Here is a 20,649-nt window from a genome sequence, read left to right on the forward strand (position 1 = left end):
ATCAGGTAGCTCGGACAATCGTTTTCTGTTCTTTGGCGTGTTCAATCCCCGCAGATATGAGATGGCGTACATGGTCATCATCCAACGAGTAAAATACGAGTTTTCCTTCTTTGCGGTACTTGGCCAGTCCCATGTTGCGCAGAAGCCGCAGATGATGGGAGGTGTTAGCGATCGAGCTTCCGATAATAGCAGCCACATCGCAGACACAGAGCTCGTCTTCCATCGAGAGGATGTGAATGATTTTGGCGCGGGTGTCATCGGCCAACGCCTTGAAGATTTTTGCTACCCCTTCTGATTCTGTGGCGAACGGCTTTAACCGATTTACTTTTTCCTCATCAAAACATTGGATTTCACAGATGTCATCCACTGTAACCATCACCTCATGCTCTACAATGTCCTATTATTATAGACATTCACAGAGAAAGTGAAAAGGAAAAACGACATTTTCATGGCAGTGTAGTGTACCTCTCTGTTTTCGTGTAAGATGAACATGATCCAAGAAATGGGGAGAGAATACCATGAGTGCACAACCAAAGTGCCCGAAGTGCCGTTCAGCGAAAATCGATTTGACGGAATCGATTAATAAGCCATTATACATAACCATTTATGCAGCGGTTTTGGCAGTGCTCGCCTTGATCGGCATTTCGGTGAAAGGGACTCCTGTCATCTTTTTGTTCCTCGGACTGTCCGGTGCCTTTATCCTGTTTGCCGTTCGTCTTGCCTTAGAAAAGCGTAAAGTAATCAAGTGCAAATGTCTGGACTGTGGGGAGCGTTGGCAGACCACTCCAGCACCAGTAGAAGCCCGTACCAAGTAACAAGACTCCTAGTAATAGGGGTCTTGTTCTTTATTCTCGGTCTGTAAAAAAATGGGCGAAATATTCAAATCAATTCTTGAACGAACCAGAAGGATACGATAATATAATAATTAAATATTTGTTTGAATGTTTGTGGATGATTTCATTCGAAGCTGGGCAAAATAGATGCTTGGAAAAAGGTGAAAACAGATGGCAGAAGAACGAAAAAAAGATGAGTGTTGCAGTGGGCCTCAATGCGGCAGTGAGCATAAGCATGCTGGTAAAATTCTCACGGTTCTCGAGCCTGCGGCTGCGGCAACAGAAAGCGCAGGCATTCTTTCTTCACAGGCTGTTGTTTATCGCGTTATAGGCATGGATTGCAGTTCGTGCGCCAAATCGCTGGAAAAGCATATGCAGACGTTGCCTGCTGTCAAAGAGGTAAACGTGAACTTTTCCACGGGTAAAATGCAGCTCGTCGCGGATGGGCTGGGAGAAGATGCAGTGGTCAAGGAAGTCGCCAAGGCTGGCTACAGCGCCATGCTGCTTACGAGGCGTACAGCCAAAGCAGTACCGAAAACGGATCAAGCAGGGACGGTTCTGACGACGATTTCCGGTGTGTTGTTGGCACTCGGTTTTCTAGGTTCCTTATCGCCTAGCATATCTCCATTGGTCGTCACTGTGCTCTATGCGTTGTCGATCATAAGTGGCGGCTACCGACCTGCGCGCAGTGCTTTTTACGCGATCAAAAGCGGTTCACTGGATATGAACGTATTGATGTCTGTTGCGGCAGTAGGAGCAGCCTTAATCGGTGAGTGGCTGGAGGGCGCAACAGTCGTCTGGCTCTTTTCCATTGGAAACTTGCTGCAGACCAAGTCGATTGAAAAAACGCGTGACTCTATACGCAATCTGATGGATTTGGCTCCGCCTGAAGCATGGGTCAAGGTTGGGGAGTCTCTTACCCGCAAGCCGGTTGAGGACATCGCTGTCGGTCAAGTCATCGTAGTGAAGCCTGGAGAGAAAATCCCGCTAGATGGTGTGATTGTACACGGGACATCGAGCGTCAATCAGGCCCCGATTACAGGTGAATCGATTCCAGTCGATAAGCTAGTCGGCGACAGTGTTTTTGCAGGGAGTGTCAACGAAAGTGGCGCGGTGGAGATCAGGGTAACCAAGCTGGTGGAGGATACGGCGATTGCCAGAATCATTCATCTCGTGGAGGAAGCGCAGGAGAAAAAAGCGCCTACTCAGGCGTTCGTCGACAAATTCGCTGCGATCTACACGCCAATCGTGCTCGTGCTTGCTTTGTTCGTAATCGTATTCCCGCCATTACTCGGACTCGGTACCTGGGGGGAATGGTTTTACAGAGGGCTTGAGCTGCTGGTTGTTGCTTGCCCGTGCGCTCTGGTCATTTCCACGCCAGTTGCGATTGTGTCCGCGATTGGAAATGCCGCGAGAAACGGCGTCCTGATCAAGGGCGGTACGTTTTTGGAAAAGGCGGGAGCGATTACCGCAATTGCTTTCGATAAAACGGGCACATTGACGGAAGGAAAACCACAGGTTGCAGCAGTTATCGAGATGGAGGGAAGCGAGGACGAAGTAGTGTCGATCGCCAGAACGATTGAAGAGCGTTCTTCCCATCCGATTGCGCAAGCGATTCTCACCTATGCCAAACAAAAGCAGGTTGCTTCCCGGAGTGGGCAAGATTTCAAGGCGATCGTCGGAAAAGGGGCAAGCGCTGCCATCGGAACCGAAACATTCTATGCAGGGAAGCCCGCCCTGTTTCAAGAGCTGGGAATCGATCTGTCGTCATGGCAAACGAAAATCGAGTCGTTGCAAAGTGAAGGACATACGCTAGTAGTTATCGGTACCGCAACGAAATTGATCGGGATGATTGCCGTTGCTGACACCATTCGTGAGATTACGGTTAGTGCCATTGGCAAGCTCAAGGCCGCGGGAATCGAAGACATCGTGATGCTGACCGGCGACAATACGGGTACGGCGAAAAAAGTAGCGAGTCAGACAGGCGTCAATCGTTATTTTGCAGAGCTGTTGCCACAAGATAAGGTAGAAGCGGTCAAACGACTCCAGCAAGAAGGCAAGGTCGTCGCCATGGTGGGGGACGGAATCAATGATGCACCTGCTCTCGCATCAGCTGACCTTGGGATTGCCATGGGTGGAGCAGGTACTGATACGGCAATGGAAACCGCGGATATCGTACTGATGGCTGACAATCTCGAAAAGCTGCCACACACGATGAAGATCAGCAGAAAAGCACTCACGATTATCAAGCAAAACATCTGGTTTTCGATCATCGTAAAGCTGGTTGCACTCGTGCTGATATTCCCAGGATATCTCACCTTGTGGCTGGCGGTGCTCAGTGACACGGGAGCCGCCTTGCTGGTCATCTTAAACAGCATGAGACTGTTGCGTATGAAGGACTAAATAAAAAGGGAGATGAGCTGTCAAAGCTCTCTCCCTTTTCTTTTGTGCATGGTTTTTTACACCAAGACACCGCCGCCGTATCTTTCGAATTCTTTCTGGGTGCAAGCGACAAAGTGACCGCGCTCAACTTCACGCAAGACGCGTTCTTCCCCTTGATCACGCAAATATTCCTGATCATCGAAAACGATCCGCTTACGGTTGCGCTCATAATCAGGGTCTGGCAATGGAATTGCCGAGAGCAACGATTTGGTGTACGGATGAATCGGATTCTCGTACAGACAATTACTTTCTGCCAGCTCCACAATACGTCCCCGGTACATAACACCGATGCGGTCACTGATGTATTTAACCATGGACAGGTCATGGGCGATGAACAGATAGGTCAGGCCTTTTTCTTTTTGCAGGCGCTTGAGCAGGTTAATGACTTGTGCCTGAATGGACACGTCGAGGGCAGAGATCGGTTCATCGGCAATGATGAATTCCGGATCAACAGCCAATGCCCGTGCAATCCCGATCCGTTGGCGCTGTCCGCCGCTGAACTCATGCGGGTAACGGTTTGCGTGCTCGCGGTTGAGGCCGACGGTTTCCAACAGCTCGTGTACCTTGGCGATGCGAGCTTCCTTGTTCGCCAGACGATGAATGTCCAGACCTTCTGCAATAATATCGGATACGGTCAGACGTGGATTCAACGACGAGTACGGGTCTTGGAAAATCATTTGGATTTTGCGGTTGAGCCATTTCTTTTCTTCGAGTGTTTTCTTTCCGTGTACACTTTGTCCATTGAACAAGACCTCTCCGCCAGTTGCATCGTACAGGCGCAGGATGGTTCGTCCTGTGGTCGACTTACCGCAACCGGATTCACCCACAAGACCGAAGATTTCCCCTTTGTAGATGTCAAAGGTGATACCATCTACAGCTTTCAGCGTATGACCATTCCCGAGGTCAAAATGCTGTTTCAAATCTTTGACTTCAACCAGCTTCTCTCGGTTCTCGTAGTTGAACGTTTTTTTGGTGCTTGCTGGAGTCTCGGTCGGCTCATCAGAATTGACTTTTCGTCTCACAGCCGAAGCAGGCGGTTTGATGTCAGGTGCCATTTCATGCAGGAGCCATGTTGCCGCATAGTGCGTATCGGAGATTTTGAACATCGGTGGCTCATATTCCAGATCGACCTTCAACGCAAATGGGTTACGAGCCGCGAAAGCATCCCCTACAGGTGGCTTGAACATGTCGGGCGGTGATCCAGGAATGGACATCAGCTCGTCATCGCTGGAATCGAGGCTAGGCATGGAGCCTAATAGACCCCATGTATACGGGTGCTTAGGATCGTAGAAAATTTCATCGACTTTACCGATTTCCACAATTTTACCTGCATACATAACCGCTACACGGTCTGCCATGTTAGCAACTACACCGAGGTCGTGGGTAATAAAGATGATCGAGGTACCCATCTTCTTTTGCAGTTCCTTCAGCAACTCCAAAATCTGCGCCTGAATCGATACGTCCAGAGCAGTTGTCGGCTCATCGGCGATGATAATTTTTGGATTGCAGGCGAGTGCGATGGCAATGACAATCCGTTGACGCATCCCACCGGAAAACTGGTGCGGGTATTGATCGACACGTTCTTTGGCAAATGGAATCCCTACCATTTCCAACAGCTCAATAGCACGGGTGCGCGCTTCTGCACGGTTCAGCTTTTGGTGCTTGATGAAGCTCTCCATGATTTGGTTCCCGATAGTCATCGTCGGATTCAAGGAAGTCATCGGGTCTTGGAAGATCATCGAGATATCGCGACCGCGAACATCCTGCATTTCTTTTTCGGAAAGCGTAACCAAATCTCTTCCTTCAAAAAGAACTTGTCCTTTTGGAATGCGTCCAGGAGGAGAAGGAATGAGGCGCATAAGTGCTTGGGAGGTGACGGATTTACCGGAACCAGATTCACCAACAATCGCCAGTGTTTCTCCTTTTTCCAGATCAAAGGAGACGCCCCGTACTGCTTTGACTTCACCTGCATACGTATCGAATGACACATGCAAATCTTTTACTTCTAACACTTTTCCCATATCATCATCCCTTTCGAGCATGCTTTGTCGTGAATAACCCTCCATGTATATCTAACAATCTCTCTAGTAGGAATTTTTGCGAAAATGAAAATCATTATCATCATTATACTATATTCATTAACCGTTGTTAAAAAATTTTTTTCTACGTTGCATACTCATGCAGAATCTTCTTCAATTTTGCCAAAAGCCCAGAATAGAGGTTTTTTTAGCGTTACCAAATGATAGCCCAGTCATACTATGCATCAAAGCACAGAATACTGGCTTAAAGGAGGGTAACGCTTGTGAACAAGCTCAATGAGCCCAAGGAAATCGCACTCACTTTTGATGATGGACCGGATCAGATGTGGACGCCTCGTGTGTTAGACATATTAGCCCACTATCAGCTAAAGGCCACTTTCTTCTGTGTGGGACAAATGGTGAAGTACAATCCGAAAATGCTGGAGCGGATCGTAAAGGAAGGACACATGGTAGGAAACCATAGCTGGGATCACCCTGACTTTACGAAAATCCCCCTCTGGGCTGTTCATGAGCAGGTAGAACGTACCTCAGATCAGATCGAAAGGGTAGTGGGTGTGAGACCTCGGACGGTACGGCCGCCATATGGAGCAGTGAATGAGGAGGTCATCCAGCTGCTTGCGGCGAGCGAATACGAAATCATTTTGTGGGATATAGATAGTTGGGATTGGAAAGGTCTCACCGGCCCACAGGTCGCGAGGAACATCCTGGGACATGTCACCCCGGGCGCAGTCGTGCTTCAACATTCCGCTGGCGGTACAAAAGACACGCTCAAGGGGAGTATGGACGCCTTGCCCTATGTCATTGAGGTGTTAAGTGAGCAGAAATATACCTTCTCAACCATTTCCGTCATGTTTCAACTGGCAGCTTATCGAGAAAGAACCGACCCTGTCGTGAAAAGGAGAAGGGACAGATAGAGGAAAAGGATTAAAATCTGTGGTAATAAGTAGAATCAGAAGATTTCTTTTAGGGGAGCGAATCCGTACATGTCCAAATCTGATAATATGCTCTCCATTTTGTGGCTGTTGAAGACCGGCAAGCGAATGACAGCCAAGCAATTGGCAGAGATTCTCGAGATCAATATTCGCACCGTTTATCGCTATATCGACTCACTGTGTGCGAGCGGTGTACCCATCATTTCGGATGCCGGACACAATGGTGGCTACAGTTTACTTCAGCATTTCAATGAAGCTCCGTTGTTTTTCGACCTCAACGAGCAAAAAGCCTTGATTCATGCAGCGGCTTTTGCCCAAGAGGCTGGTTATCCTTTCGGAGCAGATTTACACCGGGCCATTTCCAAGCTAAAACGTTACACAAATGAAGAGCAGCGTGACGCGATTGACCGACATAGTATCGGCTTCGAGGTGATTCAGCCTCCTGTTGATCCTTCTCTCGAATCTACCCTACAAGAACTGGAGCTGTCTGTTGCCAATGGATACACCCTTTCGATGGTGTATCAGAAAGCCTACCAGACAACGAGACAGAGGCGTCATATCGATCCATACGGGCTCGTTTATTGGAAGGGAAATTGGTATATCGTTGCCTATTGCCATCTCCGAAGTACCATTCGCAGCTTTCGTGCAGATCGTATTCATGAGATCCAACGGACAGAAGCTAGCTTTCAACGCCCTCCTGAATTTTCTGCGCGCCATTTTTTTCTCTCGAATTTACTGCCGGAAGCAGACAAGCAGGGCAACACCGTTTTGATCAAGGTCAAAGGAAGGTCACAGTCACTCGCTGATTTGTGCAGGCATTGGTATCTCGGACATACCGTGATTGAACGCAGCGAGGCACAGGTGATCTTTCAAGTAGATGAGCAAATGGCCCATTCGATCCTTCCTCATTATCTTTTGCCATATGGAAAATCCATTCAAGTTGAAGAACCAGCTTTTGTAAAAGAGCGATTGGCTGCCATCGCTGCCGATTTATTTCTTTTTTATCAGTCGACGTGATATCACTGACCATTTTTGTCAGTAGAGTTGATTTATATTGAAAGCAAAGAAGAGATGGAAAAAGAAAATGGAGGCAGATTAATGATGAAGCATGAAGCATTGCGTTTGTACGAATATCATGTATGGGCAAACGAAAAAGTATTCGAGCGGCTGCAAGAGGTACCAGAAGAAATAAGTGAGCGGGAGGTTCCGAGTGTGTTTCCGACCATCACTCAGACGTTGGTACACATGCTCAAAACGGATTATGTTTGGCTGTTAGCCATGAAAGGAGAGAGCTACGAAGAGGTGGGACCAAAAGTTGGGGTTCTCTTGCAGGAATTAAAAGGGAAGAACGTACATGAGTTGCGAAAACTGTTTGCCGAATCAGCCCAGCAGTTCAGAGACTTCTTTGGGCAAATCTCGATGGAAGACACCGCGCCATATACGCACCCGGCATTAGGCACGGTTCATGCTCGTTATGCCGACATAGTCCAGCATGTCGCCAACCACGGCACCTATCATCGAGGCAATATCTCCGCCATGCTCAGACAAATGGGTCACGCGGGAGCTTCCTCCGATTACATTTTTTATTTATTTGAGACTTCCGCGGTAGAACAATAGAGGTTTTTTCTTTCCATCAACTAACGAAAAAAACAAGCAGCTTGCAAGAGGGAACAGGAGAAAACAGCGAAGATCTTAGGGACACCGACCGAGACGCAATGCAAAAAGCGAAACACGCCCTTAAGCGTCCACCTCTGAAATACATCTTGAGGGGACCACTTTGGACGCGGTTTCGCTTTTTGCATGGAGTCGGCCAGTCAATCCCCCAGCGGGTGGTCCTAGAAGCTGAGTCGTTTTCTCCTGTTCCCTCTCCTCCACTACAGCCACGCAAACTGTTTGCTTTTAAGGATTCATCGTCCGAGCAATCCGCACCTCGAGCCCATTCAAGAACTGACTAAGGTTCGGCTTTAGTTCTCCGACGATACTTTCATTAGGCTTGCCGGGTTCAAAGACCACGTCCTTGTTTTTAGCGACCTCGCTCAAGTAATCCTTGACGATCTGTCCTGTTTTCGTAGCCTCATATTTCTTGGCAAAGTTCTGATACTCTTCCTTGACGGCCGGGAGTAGCTTCATGGTTGCTTCGTCAATGGCATCGTAACGGTAATCAGACAAATATGTTTTGAGATAGTCGATATAGAGCGTACGGAGCTTCACTGCACGTGGGCTACTGCGGTAGTTGACCAAATACTCTTCGACTTCAACCATTCTAGGTCCGAGCTCGGCCCGGGTGATTTGCAACCCGCCGTCACCTAAATACGGTTTACCCGTTTCTGTTTCTTGAATGGATAAGTAGTCCTTTCCTTCTTCACCGAGTGAAGCGGCATATTTTTGCAGTGCTTGGTAATCCACTTGCCAATAAAAAGACATGTCTTTCGTCGCCTTTAAGACGAGTCCGCCCTTAGTTTGACTGAGGAGCCATTGCTTGAAGCTGTCATCGCCTTCTAGCTTGTTGAAATCGTAAGGGTACTGCAAGGCATACAGCTTATCCGCTTTTCCCGGCTGGGCGAGGAGTGCCTTGAAGTTATCGTTTATCGTAGGCAGATGTTTTTCATAGTACTGATCAAGTTCAAAAAATAATTGATCGGCAGTTTTCGTGTCCGTTTTCGCCAGATACTGGTCTAAAAAGGCAGTTAGCTCATTCGCTTCCTTGGCTTGCGAAGCAAGTACGGTGAACTGCTTGAGCAAATCATCCGCTGGCTTTTCGCCTTTTGTTGCATCAGCAGGAGACTTCCCTGTGTTTTCCGTTGCAGGTGGAGCAGGGTCTTTTATTGTCAGTTGATCAGAGGCAGAGGTGCACCCTGTCACAAAAGTAATCGCGACGAGGCTAGAGACAAAAGGGAGAACATATCGTTTCATATCTTCATTTTCACTCCGTAATATTGAATGGTTTCAGTTGATAAATTGTTGTAAATTCGCAAAGCCTTTTCGCCATCCACGACGAAAAACCTTGCATCCCACTGACACTCCCTCCCGTCGGTTCCCTTTCTATTGGTACGTACCATACCACGTTCAAGTTATCAGTTCAATTCGATCAAATATTCCTGATAGGAAGCAAGCGTCACTTTTGATATACTTTCTCTATTGATAATAATGAGAATGATTATCAATTTTACATAGAGGATCGGGCAGAGGTGAGAACATGAACGAAACACAAGCCTTGGTTCAACAATTCACAGAGAATACCATGGCAGAAGCCATTTTTAAGCTGCGTGACATTACATGGCTCAAAGCACAGGGACATGACCGACTACGCCAACAATTCACTCATTCGCATATTTTGCTGGTAGTAACCGGGGGGCGAGGGCGCCTGCGGCTGGAGAACGAGGAGTACCAATTGCGGCAGGACGCAATTTACGTATGCCCTCCTATGCTTACGTTTGGCATCGTCCCTGATTCGGCTGATCATTTGGAGATGTACATGCTTCGTTTTGATGTTTTTATGGAAACGCGAGACAGGCATCGGCGATTCCAAGCCCTTCGGGAAAAGGATTTGTTTCCTTTTCGGGGAGAGATCTCTGTCCAATCGGCAGGGCAACTGCCTGTTTATTGTGATTTGATCCAGAATCTATGGAAGCAGGAGACGGCGCTCGAGCGATTCCGAGGCCAACACACTTTTCAAGAGCTATGGTACCACATCGTCAAGCATGCTCACTTTTCGGCCACCGATTCTGGAATGGCGCTGGAGCGAGCACGCGCACATATGGAAGAGCATTACTCGGAAAATGTGACGATTGAACAGCTGGCTCGCATTGCAGATGTGAGTCCAAAATATTTCGTCGATCTGTTCAAAAAAACGTATGGCATCTCCGCTATGGATTATTTGGCAGAGCTTCGCATCAGCCGGGCGAAGCAGATGATGGTTCAGTCGCATGCCAAGCTGCGCGATATCGCTCATCAAGTGGGCTACAACGACGAGTTTTACTTTAGTCGAAAATTCAAGAAAGCTGTCGGAGTTTCACCGACTCTCTATATGAAAAGCCGCCAACGAAAAATTGCGGCGTACGGCTCGACCATCATCGGGCATTTGCTGGCTTTAAAAATGATCCCTTACGCGGCGCCACTGCACCCGAAATGGACGGCTTACTATCATCACAGCTATCGAAACGATATCCCGGTACATTTGAGTGCGTTTCGAATCAATCAGAATTGGAAAGCCAACATCGAAATGCTTCGCGATGCCAAGCCGGACGTCATCATTGGCTTGGACGAGACGAGTTTGCAGGAACAGAAGCAACTGAACGAGATTGCGCCCACGTTGTACGTACCCTTTGAAGAGCGGGGATGGAAAGAACAACTTCAGCTTATGGCAGACTTCTTGGGTGAGTCCATGGAAGCCCATCATTGGCTTTGCGAGTATGAGAAAAAGGTGAAGCGAGCCAGGGTACAGCTTCAACACGCTCTAGGCGATGAAATGGTGCTCATCGTGCGGATTTTGAAAAACCAGCTCTATGTCCACTGCAATCGCAGTATGAATGAAGTGTTTTATCAGGATCTGCAAGTCAAACCCGCTTTTGTTTCGAAGCTGAATGAATACGACCAGCTTGTGACTGTACAAGAATTGGTTGCACTCGCGCCAGATCGCTTGCTGCTGTTGGTTTGCCAAGAGGCTGAAACGTTGGCATGCTTCCAGGCCTTGAAAGAATCGGGACCATGGCAAGAGATCAAAGCAGTCCGCAACAATCGGGCGCATGTCATTATGTCAGACCCTTGGCGAGAATACTCGGCAACGGCTCATGAACGGATCGTGGAAGAGAGTGTGCGATTATTTTCAGGAGATCGTCCATGTTGATTCTGGATTTCGTCCATGGTCGGGCAGGAGTGGATGCTTTATAATCACGAATGATAATCGTTATCACTAAACTGGAGTGAAACAGTACATTTCTGAGAGGGGTCTTTCAAGAATGAAAAAGATATACCTGGGCTTGAGCATTGCAGCGCTGACATTGGCTCTGACAGCATGCGGCGGAGGAAAAGAAGCAACGAATAACACGACTACTCCAGCACCTGCGACAACAGCTACAGCAGAAAAGCCGGCCGATGAAGCTAATAAAGCAGAGACACGCACGATCAAATATTTGGATAAAGAATATACCGTTCCTAGCAAAACAGAGCGAATCGTCATTGCAGGCAGCATGGAGTCCATGGAAGATTCCCTTGTATTGAACGTAAACCCGGTAGGAGCGATTTCTGTCGGCGGCAAATTCCCGGAGATGTTTACATCGATTACGGGCGAAGCCAAATCCATCGGGGAGAAAACACAACCGAATCTGGAAACGATTTTGTCCTTGAAGCCGGACGTCATCCTCGGTAGCAGCAAGTTCCCACCAGAAACAGTCGAGAAAATGAACAAGATTGCGCCTACTTTCCCTGTTTCCCACATTTCGACCAACTGGGAAGCAAACCTGCAATTGTTGGGTGAACTGACTGGCAAGCAAGCCGAAGCAGAGAAAGCGCTCAATGAATATAAAGCAGGAATTGAATCGGCAAAAGCAAAGTTGGGCGACGGCATGAAGGATAAAAAAGTGTTGGTGATTCGTCTGCGCCAAGGAAACATCAACATCTATCCAGAGAAGGTGTTCTTCAACCCGGCTCTGTACACAGACCTTGGTTTGACTGCACCTGAAGAAGTAAAAGCGGCGAAGGCACAAGAAATTATCTCCATGGAAAAGTTCAGCCAAATCAACCCGGACTACCTATTCATTCAATTCTCTCCAGACGAGAATAAAGACAAGCCAAACGCATTGGAAGATTTGCAGAACAACCCGATTTGGAAGAGCGTGAATGCAGTGAAAAACGGCAATGTTTACGTAAACGTGGTGGATCCTCTCGCACAAGGCGGTACTGCCTGGAGCAAAACACAATTCCTGAAGGCGGCTGTAGAAAAATTGTCTGCCAAGTAAAAGTGGGCGAGGGTAGGCTATGCAATCCAAAAAAGCAACTTCTATGATCATACTAGCTGTTTCGCCAGTGGTGATCCTCCTTACAATCTTGCTCTCCATTCATTACGGAGCCAAGTCGATTGATCCCGGGACCATTTATCAAGCTTTCTTTGCCTTTGATGAAGGGAATGTCGATCATCAAATTGTCATGCACTCTCGTTTGCCAAGAGTATTGGGTGCACTCATGATCGGAGCATTCTTAGCGATATCAGGAGCGTTGATGCAGGGGATGACGAGGAATTACCTCGCGTCCCCCTCTATAATGGGCGTGTCTGACGGTTCGGTCTTTGCTGTTACGCTGTGCATGGTTTTCATTCCATCCGCTACGAGCGTCACGATGATTACCATGTCCCTGATCGGTTCAGCACTTGCGGTTGCGATGGTTCTCGCTTTTTCGCGACTATTGCCGAATGGCTTGACGCCAGTAGGGATGGCGGTCATTGGCACAATTACGGGCACCTTTTTGAGCAGCATTTCAGCCGCGATTTCTACTTATTTTCAAGTCTCGCAAAACGTTAGCTTTTGGTACAATGCAAGGCTGCATCTCTTGGAGCCTGAATTGGTGAAGCTGGCGGTTCCTTTTGCCATCGTCGGTATAGTCCTGGCGCTTCTTTTGTCCAAATCGATCACGATCTTGTCCTTGGGCGACGAAGTATCTCGCGGCCTCGGACAGAGAACGGTGATGGTCAAAGTGCTGGCAACGACCGCTGTTGTCATTCTGACAGGCATTTCCGTAGCGTTGGCAGGAAAAATCGCCTTTGTCGGGCTGATTATTCCGCATATTACTCGCTTTTTGGTAGGTCTCGATTATCGGTGGATCATTCCATGTGCGGGATTACTGGGCGGCATTTTCCTGGCCTTGTCTGACGTTCTCAGCCGATTTATGAACAGTCCATTTGAGACCCCAATCGGTGTGGTAACGGCCTTTATTGGCGTTCCGTTCTTCCTCTATTTGATTTACAAGAGAGGAGGGGGAAAGCATGCCTGATCGAAAAGCTAGATTTCGTTTGCTGTTACTGGTCAACATCGCCTTGATTTTTCTGGCGATTTATATCAGCCTGACCAACGGTGTATTTGACATGACGGTGTTGGATGTCATCCAGACGTTATTGCGTATCGATCCTGTAGCGGAATACGATTTGGTTATTTTCGATTTTCGCCTGCCGCGGATCGTTATTGCGGCGTTGGTCGGATTTGGCTTGGGGGTCGCTGGTACCGTCATTCAGGGGATCACCCGTAACGGGCTGGCTGATCCGGGGATTTTGGGCATTAATGCTGGGGCAGGAGCCGCTATCGTCGCCTTTATGTTTTTCTTCGGTGGACAATTTATGGAGGCGAGTTGGTATTCCATCATGGCCATGCCTTTGTTCGGTTTGACAGGCGGATTGCTTGCGGCTGGACTGATTTATCTATTCGCCTGGCGTAACGGGGCGCTTGACCCACAACGACTGATTTTGGTGGGGATCGCAATTGGCTCCGGATTGGGTGCTGTGTCTCTGTATCTTTCGTTAAAAATGAATCCCAATGATTTTGAAATGGCAACCGTATGGCTCTCGGGCAGTATTTGGAGTGCCAACTGGACGCATATTGCGGGGATGCTGCCATGGCTAGTCATACTCATTCCTGTTTTGATGCGCAAGGTGCATATTCTCGATTTGCTTCAACTGGGCGAGGAGTCTGTCAAGAATCTCGGTGTGTCCGTCGAAAAGGAGCGCAATATTCTCCTGCTGTCGAGTATCGGGATCGTGAGCGCGTGTGTCTCGGTTTCCGGAGGCATCGGATTCGTCGGTTTGATGGCACCGCATATTGCGAAGCGTTTGACGGGAATCCAGCACAGGTATGTTCTCCTCCTGTCAGGGACAATCGGGATGCTCATGGTAGTGGCAGCGGATTTTATCGCCAAAACTGTGTTCACCCCCCTTGAACTGCCAGTGGGTATCGTCATTTCGATCATCGGTGTACCGTATTTCTTCTATTTACTAAGTAGAAGAAAAAAATAAAGAGGGGACGTGCAAATTGTGAAGGGACAATTGTTTGCAGACGTATGCCATCACCGGGCACTGCTCGTATATTTGCCGCCATCCTATGACAAGAGTACGTCCCGATTTCCCGTCATGTATGTCCATGATGGCGGTGACTTGTTTGATCCTGCGTTCAGTACTGCACTCGATGTAATCGAAGACAAGTTTGCAGAGGGACAAATTCCTGAGCTGATTCTCGTCGGCATCCAACCAGAAAACCGCCGGGATGACTATACGCCCTGGTTTTCCAAAGCGATCTCGCCTGAGCGCAACATTGATTTTGGCGGGCAAGGAGATGCGTATCTTCTTTACGTCGCCAATGAATGCAAGGCGTATATCGACAGCAAGTACAGGACAGACCCTAGGCCGGAAAAAACAGGGATCATCGGATTTTCGCTTGGTGGCTTGATCTCGATGTACGCTGCGCACCAATATCCGGATGTTTTCACGAAAATCGGCAGCATCTCGGGATCGTATTGGTATGAAGGCATGGTTCCGTTTATGCGGGAAAAGAAAATGTACCATCCCGAACTGCGCATCTACATGGATGTTGGCAGTAAGGAAGGTGCCAAAAAACAAAACATCCAGAAGCAAATGGTCCCGCTGACAAAAGAAGTGCATCAGATATTGGCTGATAGCGGCTTCACAGCAGATCAGCTCGTCCTGTTTATGGAAGAAGGGGCGGATCATTTGAGCAAATATGCAAACGCCAGATTTCCGGGGGCGTTGCAATGGCTCTGGAATGAGAAGGAGGAGAAAGAAATGGAACTGGCCAAATTGATTAGAGAGCGCCGCTCGATTCATCGCTTTACAGATCGCGAGGTAGACCCTGGGTTGGTTACAGAACTGATGGATACAGCCGTATGGGCGCCGAATTATCACATGACACAGCCGTGGCGCTTTATCGTGACGTACGGGGAAGGCAAGAGAAGAATCGCCGAGGCCGTACGGATCATGAAGGAAAAGCGGGAGATTGATCCGGCGAAAAAGAAAGAAGTCGGCGAGAAGTTTTACAATAAAATTATGGCGATTCCGATGCTAATGACGGTCATCATGGAAGAAAGTCCGAACCTGATTACCCGTCAGGACGACTTCGCTTCGACCAGCATTGTCATTCATAACTTTAGCTTGCTGGCGTGGGAAAAAGGCATCGGTCTGACGTGGGAGACGTACCCGTGGATACACGAGCCGGAATTCCGTGAAGCGATGGGCATTCGACCAGGAGAGAAGGTGCTGGGGAACTTGCATATCGGTTATCCAGCCGCGATCCCTAATGCTCAGCCGCGCATTCCTGCAACAGAGCGCATCACGCTTGTCGACAAAGCATAGGACAAGATCAAGTGAATTTTTCTTGTCACAGGATTACTTTTTGTGGTACCCTTGGATCATTCTACAAGAAAGGGTGACCATTAAGCCAATGATCTGCTAACTCCTATTTCCACAAAACTAATCGGATAAAACGATGCGTTTTTGGATAGGGGTAGTATGTGCATATTGGCGAATAGATGGTAGATCCTTTTTAGACTCACCAAAGGGTTTCTATGTCTTTTTGACGATAATATGCGTAGCCTCCTGTCCAGATCGCAATGGATAAGGAGGCTTTTTTATGTCAAATGTTTTGAAAAACCGCTATGTCAGGGCTATTTTGTTATCAGCATTTCTGTTGCAAATCGGAGTATGGGTTCGCAACATGGCGATTCTGCTCTTTGTGATGGATCATACAGGAGGAGATCCGTTCGCGGTATCCATGATTTCTGTGGCGGAGTATGCGCCAATTTTTCTGTTTTCCTTTCTTGCTGGTACGTTTGCCGACCGCTGGCAACCGAGAAAAACGATGGTCTGGTGTGAGGTGCTTAGTGCTCTATCGGTTGTCGGAGTGCTGCTTACCTTCGTTTTCGGCTCGTGGAAGGCTATCTTTTTTGCCACACTCATTTCAGCCATTCTCTCTCAGTTTTCCCAACCGTCCGGAATGAAGCTGTTCAAGCTGCATGTACCTAGTGAACAGCTCCAGGTAGGAATGTCCGCATACCAGACTATTTTCGCGATCTTCATGGTATTTGGTCCGATTGTCGGTACGTTTGTGTTCCAGCAATGGGGGATGGAGGTTGCCATGGTCATCACTGCGGTTGCGTTTCTATCTGCGGCCGGTGTCCTGTATTTGTTGCCGCCAGATCGCATCGAGAAAGGAGAGCAGCAAGAAACGGCACTGCTTGGCGAGATGGTTAGCGGGATTCGGTATGTGTTCTCCAGTCGCGTATTGTCAATGCTTGGCTTTTGCTTTTTGGCTGTGGGCTTCTCATTGGGAATGATTCAGCCGCTTGGGATTTTTATTGTGACCGAACAACTGCAATTGCCAAAAGAAAGCTTGCAATGGTTAATCACCGCCCAAGGTGTGGGGATGATTGCTGGAGGGGCCATGACGATGGCAGCCGCCAAAACGATTCCACCGCAAAAGCTGTTGGTCATGGGACTCCTTGGAAACGCGGTCGCAGTAGCGATTTGCGGGATGTCTACGAATCTGTGGTTGACGCTTGTTGCTCAGTTCATCGCGGGATTGCTCTTGCCCTCCATTCAAATTGGGATCAACACCATGCTGCTTAAAAACACAGACAGTACCTTTATCGGTCGGGTGAATGGGATACTAACCCCGTTGTTTACAGGCTCCATGGTCGTCATGATGAGTATTACGGGGGTATTGAAGCTGTATCTTCCGCTCGCAGTCATATATGGGATCGCCGCATTCCTGATGATCATTGGTCTCAGCTTTATTTTGCCACTTTATCGTATGAGAGAAGGAAACGTGGTGCAAAGTACAGAACAGACTGGTGTATAAGTGTTTGGAAGCAAAGGGAGGCTTGGAACAGATGGTGCACGAACAGATTTCTTCTATGGAAGGTTTGAAGATGGTAGCTGCTGTTCGCGAGCTGGCGATGCGGTTGCCAGAAGTAACGGAGCAGGTAGACGCTTTTGGACATACATCGTTTCGTGTAAACGACAAGCCGTTTGTCATTTTGGGAGAGGGGGGCACCGAAGGCCCCTCCTTTTCTGTGAAGGTGCTGAAGACGACCCAAGAGATTTTGCTTGCGCAGGAGCATTTTTATAAGACGCCGTACATCGGCCATCACGGCTGGGTTTCCATCCTGGACAAAAACGTGACAAGCTATGGTGAAATCGAGGATTACATACGGGAAGGCTATATGTGCGCGGCTCCCAAGCGATTGGTCAAGCAATTACAACGCCGCCCCTGATTGTTCCTGTATAATTTTGGCGTAACGAGTAGTGAGCGAGGGTTCGACACAGCAGCATTGAGACAAAGGGGGAGCCGGTTTTGGATTGGAATCTCCAGCAGATGAGCAAATTGCTTGAGGTCGTTTTTGAAAATGCCCATGAACCGATGATCGTAACGGACAAGGACGGAAAAATACTCTTATTGAATCGGAGCTATCGGGAATTTCTTAATGTACAGGACGTGATCGGACAGCCAGTGACGGATGTCATCGAAAACACGCGGATGCATATTGTCGGTCAGGCTGGCGTTGCCGAGATCGCCGACATTCAGCAAATAAAAGGCCAGAACATGATTGCGCATCGCATCCCGATTATGGACGAAGGAAAAGTGATTGCGGTTCTGGGAACGGTGCTGTTCCAGGATGTGCAAGAGCTCACAGCCTTGGCTGCGATGGTTGCTCAGTTGAAGGACGAATTGACCTATTATAAGAAAGAGCTGCGGCGGCGGATGGGGGCTACCTATCACTTTGACCAAATCGTTGGGTACAGTCAGAAGCTGCAGGAGCTTAAAAAATTTTCTCAGAAAGTTGCGAAAAGCGATTCGACTGTGCTCATCACGGGTGAGAGCGGGACGGGCAAGGAGCTGTTTGCCCACGCCATTCATGCCGAGAGCAAGCGCAAAATGGGTCCTTTCATTCGGGTAAATTGTGCCGCTATTCCGGATTCTTTGCTCGAATCAGAGCTGTTTGGCTATGAAGAAGGTGCGTTTACCGGAGCTGTTCGCCGCGGAAAAAAAGGAAAGTTCGAGCTAGCCAACCACGGAACCATTTTGCTGGATGAGATCGGGGACATGCCGTTGCCGCTGCAAGCCAAGCTACTGCGTGTGTTGCAGGAAAAAGAAGTCGAGCGGGTAGGTGCTGTAAGGACGACGCCAATCGATGTGCGGGTGATCGCTTCCACGAATTCGGATATGCTTCAAAGCATCAAGGAAGGGAAGTTTCGGGCGGACCTCTATTATCGGTTGAATGTCGTGTCACTCTCGATCCCTCCGTTGCGCGAGCGTCTGGAGGATTTGCCAGAGCTGGTTTCGAATCTGCTCAAACAGCTTGGCGAGTCCACTGGTGTTGCGGTTAGGGCCATTGATGAAGAGGTATGGAACGTGCTTCGAGGCTACTCCTGGCCAGGCAATGTACGGGAGTTGAAAAACGTGCTGGAACGAGCCCTGCATCTAATGGAAGACGATGTCTTGAAAAAGGAGCATATTTGGCTGCCTGTATCTGACGAAGGGACGCCCGCATCCTTGTCGGGTCCAACTCATGCCGTTCGACCATTGAAACAAGTCTTGGAAGAGGCTGAGCAGGAAGCGCTTCGCCAAGCGATGCAGCAAGCAGGGGGGAACAAGCTTGCCGCCGCCAAGCAGTTGCAAATCAGCAAGTCCAGCTTTTACGAAAAATGGGAGAAGTATCAGTAACACGAGGCGTGTATAAGTCGGGGATGTGGTGTTGAGCCAGGTTCGCGGCTTTTTTCATCTGTAGGTACAACGTTTTGGTAGATTCCGGTTTTCTGGAATAGAGCAAGATGACGTCCCGCAAAAATCCAGTAGCCTTTCTTGAGTAAATTCCCTAAAAAGTGGCGGATTTTTTGCTAGATTCCATAAAACCGGACGAGAAATTCCGGAAATCCGGAAAAAATGCAAGCGTTATCATCTGCTTACCAACAGTCAAGGCACGATGAAAGGGTATGGTTGAACGATTTTTCAGGAATCGGTTGAGGTTGGCATGGTCCATGCAAATAAGTTGGGTTTGAAAGCGTTTTCTTCAAGTGAATCGACACAATTTCCTCTGTAAGCGGAGGAGAAAATTGAAAGGAGAATTCTATGATCATCGAAGTGTTATCCATCTTGATTTCGCTCGGTCTCCTGATGTTTTTTGCGTATCGGGGCTATCCTGTTATCGTATTTGCTCCTATTTTTACGCTGCTGGCCGTTGTCCTTTCCGGGATCTCTCTGCTGCCAAGCTACACCGAAACCTTCATGACGAATGCAGCAAACTATGTGAAATCATTCTTCCCTATTTTCTTACTGGGTGCCATTTTCGGAAAAGTCATGGAGTTGAGCGGTGCTGCCTCTTCCATTGCCCACACGATTGTGAAGGCACTTGGCTCCAATCGTGCGATCTTGGCTGTCGTTTTGGCTTGTTCCATTTTGACGTATGGCGGGGTTTCCTTGTTCGTTGTGGCATTTGCTGTGTACCCGTTTGCTGCTGCGATTTTCCGTGAAGCCAATATTCCAAAGCGTCTCATTCCAGGAACGATTGCGCTCGGTGCTTTTACGTATACGATGGACGCCTTGCCAGGTACACCACAAATTCAAAACATCATTCCTACGACTTATTTCGGTACGGATGCTTATGCTGCACCTGTTGTTGGAACGATTGGCGCCATTATGGTTTTCATTGGCGGGATGCTATGGCTGGAGCGTAGACGCAAGCAGGCTGTCGCTGCTGGGGAAGGCTACGGCGAGGGACATACGAACGAACCAGAGTTGATCAAAAATGAATCGTATTTGAACATCTGGGTCGCGATTCTCCCGTTGGCGTTGGTGCTCGTGGGTAACTATATGTTCAGCAGAGGGATTTGGACAGTAGAGACGTGGTACGATCCAGCGATCCTCAAAGAATCATTTAAGATTGAGAAAGTGAAAAACGTTGTATCTTCTTGGTCACTGATTATTTCGCTCTGTCTCGGAATTATTGCTGCGCTTTTAATCAATGTGAAGCAAGTCAAAAACAAACTGGCTAGTGGGTTGACTGCAGCCGCGATGGGCTCTCTCTTGGCGATCTTCAATACTGCTTCCGAAGTTGGATTCGGAAACGTTGTGAAAACATTGCCGGGCTTCAAGCTCATCCAAGGCTGGATAATGGGAGCTAGTGATCATCCTTTGGTTTCTGAGGCACTGGCTGTTAACGTACTGGCAGGTGTGACAGGTTCAGCTTCGGGCGGTATGTCGATCGCGCTGGAGGTTATGGGCAAGCAATATCTGGAGATGGCGAGTGCTGCGGGAATCAGCCCTGAGCTGCTGCACCGTATTGCCTCGATGTCTTCCGGTGGTATGGACACATTGCCGCATAACGGAGCGGTCATTACACTGCTCGCGATTA

The 20,649-nt window shown here is 48.5% G+C and carries 17 protein-coding genes (1 of these 17 only partly in view); 14 read left to right on the plus strand and 3 right to left on the minus strand.

The genetic code is table 11. The annotated features are described in order from the left end of the window. Position 1: 1 nt before the first annotated feature. Positions 2-376 (minus strand): ArsR/SmtB family transcription factor, encoded by a 375-nt coding sequence (locus FO446_RS01955; RefSeq protein ID WP_035290894.1) that lies wholly within the window; start codon positions 374-376, stop codon positions 2-4. A gap of 142 nt (positions 377-518) precedes the next feature. Between FO446_RS01955 and FO446_RS01960 the strand changes: the two genes are divergently transcribed. After that, complete coding sequence (locus FO446_RS01960; protein ID WP_173612409.1) at positions 519-815, plus strand: hypothetical protein; 297 nt, start codon at positions 519-521, stop codon at positions 813-815. Positions 816-1,004: 189 nt separating this feature from the next. Beyond that, positions 1,005-3,236 (plus strand): heavy metal translocating P-type ATPase, encoded by a 2,232-nt coding sequence (locus FO446_RS01965; RefSeq protein WP_237899813.1) that lies wholly within the window; start codon positions 1,005-1,007, stop codon positions 3,234-3,236. A 56-nt stretch (positions 3,237-3,292) separates the two neighbouring features. Here FO446_RS01965 and FO446_RS28905 read toward each other — a convergent pair whose 3' ends face one another. Then, on the minus strand, positions 3,293-5,296 hold the full coding sequence (locus tag FO446_RS28905) for an ABC transporter ATP-binding protein (protein ID WP_330873236.1): 2,004 nt from the start codon (positions 5,294-5,296) through the stop codon (positions 3,293-3,295). A gap of 281 nt (positions 5,297-5,577) precedes the next feature. Between FO446_RS28905 and FO446_RS01980 the strand changes: the two genes are divergently transcribed. From FO446_RS01980 to FO446_RS01990, 3 genes are all read left to right on the plus strand, one after another. Beyond that, on the plus strand, positions 5,578-6,228 hold the full coding sequence (locus tag FO446_RS01980; protein ID WP_237899814.1) for a polysaccharide deacetylase family protein: 651 nt from the start codon (positions 5,578-5,580) through the stop codon (positions 6,226-6,228). A gap of 69 nt (positions 6,229-6,297) precedes the next feature. Continuing rightward, entirely contained in the window at positions 6,298-7,263 is a 966-nt protein-coding gene (locus tag FO446_RS01985) for a helix-turn-helix transcriptional regulator (protein WP_221867411.1), read from the plus strand. An 84-nt stretch (positions 7,264-7,347) separates the two neighbouring features. Beyond that, on the plus strand, positions 7,348-7,863 hold the full coding sequence (locus FO446_RS01990; RefSeq protein ID WP_221867433.1) for a DinB family protein: 516 nt from the start codon (positions 7,348-7,350) through the stop codon (positions 7,861-7,863). Positions 7,864-8,145: 282 nt separating this feature from the next. On the opposite strand, the gene FO446_RS01995 is transcribed toward FO446_RS01990, so the two are convergent. Beyond that, entirely contained in the window at positions 8,146-9,159 is a 1,014-nt protein-coding gene (locus FO446_RS01995; RefSeq protein ID WP_221867410.1) for an ATP-binding protein, read from the minus strand. A gap of 283 nt (positions 9,160-9,442) precedes the next feature. Between FO446_RS01995 and FO446_RS02000 the strand changes: the two genes are divergently transcribed. The 9 genes from FO446_RS02000 to FO446_RS02040 form a co-directional block, all read left to right on the plus strand. After that, entirely contained in the window at positions 9,443-11,092 is a 1,650-nt protein-coding gene (locus tag FO446_RS02000; RefSeq protein WP_237899815.1) for an AraC family transcriptional regulator, read from the plus strand. Between the two features lie 112 nt (positions 11,093-11,204). Then, complete coding sequence (locus FO446_RS02005) at positions 11,205-12,203, plus strand: iron-hydroxamate ABC transporter substrate-binding protein (RefSeq protein ID WP_173612403.1); 999 nt, start codon at positions 11,205-11,207, stop codon at positions 12,201-12,203. Positions 12,204-12,222: 19 nt separating this feature from the next. Next, positions 12,223-13,230: a FecCD family ABC transporter permease gene (locus tag FO446_RS02010; protein WP_237899816.1), complete on the plus strand. Its 1,008-nt coding sequence runs from the start codon at positions 12,223-12,225 to the stop codon at positions 13,228-13,230. After that, positions 13,223-14,242, plus strand: a complete 1,020-nt coding sequence (locus FO446_RS02015; protein ID WP_237899817.1) for a FecCD family ABC transporter permease — start codon at positions 13,223-13,225, stop codon at positions 14,240-14,242. Before FO446_RS02010 ends, FO446_RS02015 begins: the two co-directional genes overlap by 8 nt. An 18-nt stretch (positions 14,243-14,260) precedes the next feature. Further along, positions 14,261-15,592, plus strand: a complete 1,332-nt coding sequence (locus tag FO446_RS02020) for an alpha/beta hydrolase-fold protein (RefSeq protein ID WP_237899818.1) — start codon at positions 14,261-14,263, stop codon at positions 15,590-15,592. 277 nt (positions 15,593-15,869) lie between these two features. Beyond that, entirely contained in the window at positions 15,870-17,096 is a 1,227-nt protein-coding gene (locus FO446_RS02025) for an MFS transporter (RefSeq protein ID WP_237899820.1), read from the plus strand. A gap of 31 nt (positions 17,097-17,127) precedes the next feature. Next, on the plus strand, positions 17,128-17,511 hold the full coding sequence (locus FO446_RS02030) for an MmcQ/YjbR family DNA-binding protein (protein ID WP_173612398.1): 384 nt from the start codon (positions 17,128-17,130) through the stop codon (positions 17,509-17,511). Positions 17,512-17,591: 80 nt separating this feature from the next. Continuing rightward, positions 17,592-18,962 carry a sigma-54 interaction domain-containing protein gene (locus tag FO446_RS02035; RefSeq protein ID WP_237899822.1) on the plus strand — a complete coding sequence of 457 codons (1,371 nt, stop codon included), beginning with the start codon at positions 17,592-17,594 and terminating at the stop codon, positions 18,960-18,962. Between the two features lie 405 nt (positions 18,963-19,367). Continuing rightward, positions 19,368-20,649 carry the 5' portion of a GntP family permease gene (locus tag FO446_RS02040; RefSeq protein WP_173612396.1) on the plus strand. Its footprint extends 101 nt past the window's final position, so only the first 1,282 of its 1,383 coding nucleotides appear in the window; its start codon is at positions 19,368-19,370; its stop codon lies off the right edge, out of view.

The sequence above is a fragment of the Brevibacillus brevis genome (genome assembly GCF_022026395.1).
Taxonomy (GTDB): domain Bacteria; phylum Bacillota; class Bacilli; order Brevibacillales; family Brevibacillaceae; genus Brevibacillus.

Coding starts and splice junctions, on each gene's coding strand:
- FO446_RS01955 (WP_035290894.1), bottom strand. CDS start 376: ATGGTTACAGTGGATGACATCTGTGAAATCCAATGTTTTGATGAGGAA.
- FO446_RS01960 (WP_173612409.1), top strand. CDS start 519: ATGAGTGCACAACCAAAGTGCCCGAAGTGCCGTTCAGCGAAAATCGAT.
- FO446_RS01965 (WP_237899813.1), top strand. CDS start 1,005: ATGGCAGAAGAACGAAAAAAAGATGAGTGTTGCAGTGGGCCTCAATGC.
- FO446_RS28905 (WP_330873236.1), bottom strand. CDS start 5,296: ATGGGAAAAGTGTTAGAAGTAAAAGATTTGCATGTGTCATTCGATACG.
- FO446_RS01985 (WP_221867411.1), top strand. CDS start 6,298: ATGTCCAAATCTGATAATATGCTCTCCATTTTGTGGCTGTTGAAGACC.
- FO446_RS01990 (WP_221867433.1), top strand. CDS start 7,348: ATGAAGCATGAAGCATTGCGTTTGTACGAATATCATGTATGGGCAAAC.
- FO446_RS01995 (WP_221867410.1), bottom strand. CDS start 9,159: ATGAAACGATATGTTCTCCCTTTTGTCTCTAGCCTCGTCGCGATTACT.
- FO446_RS02000 (WP_237899815.1), top strand. CDS start 9,443: ATGAACGAAACACAAGCCTTGGTTCAACAATTCACAGAGAATACCATG.
- FO446_RS02005 (WP_173612403.1), top strand. CDS start 11,205: ATGAAAAAGATATACCTGGGCTTGAGCATTGCAGCGCTGACATTGGCT.
- FO446_RS02010 (WP_237899816.1), top strand. CDS start 12,223: ATGCAATCCAAAAAAGCAACTTCTATGATCATACTAGCTGTTTCGCCA.
- FO446_RS02015 (WP_237899817.1), top strand. CDS start 13,223: ATGCCTGATCGAAAAGCTAGATTTCGTTTGCTGTTACTGGTCAACATC.
- FO446_RS02025 (WP_237899820.1), top strand. CDS start 15,870: ATGTCAAATGTTTTGAAAAACCGCTATGTCAGGGCTATTTTGTTATCA.
- FO446_RS02030 (WP_173612398.1), top strand. CDS start 17,128: ATGGTGCACGAACAGATTTCTTCTATGGAAGGTTTGAAGATGGTAGCT.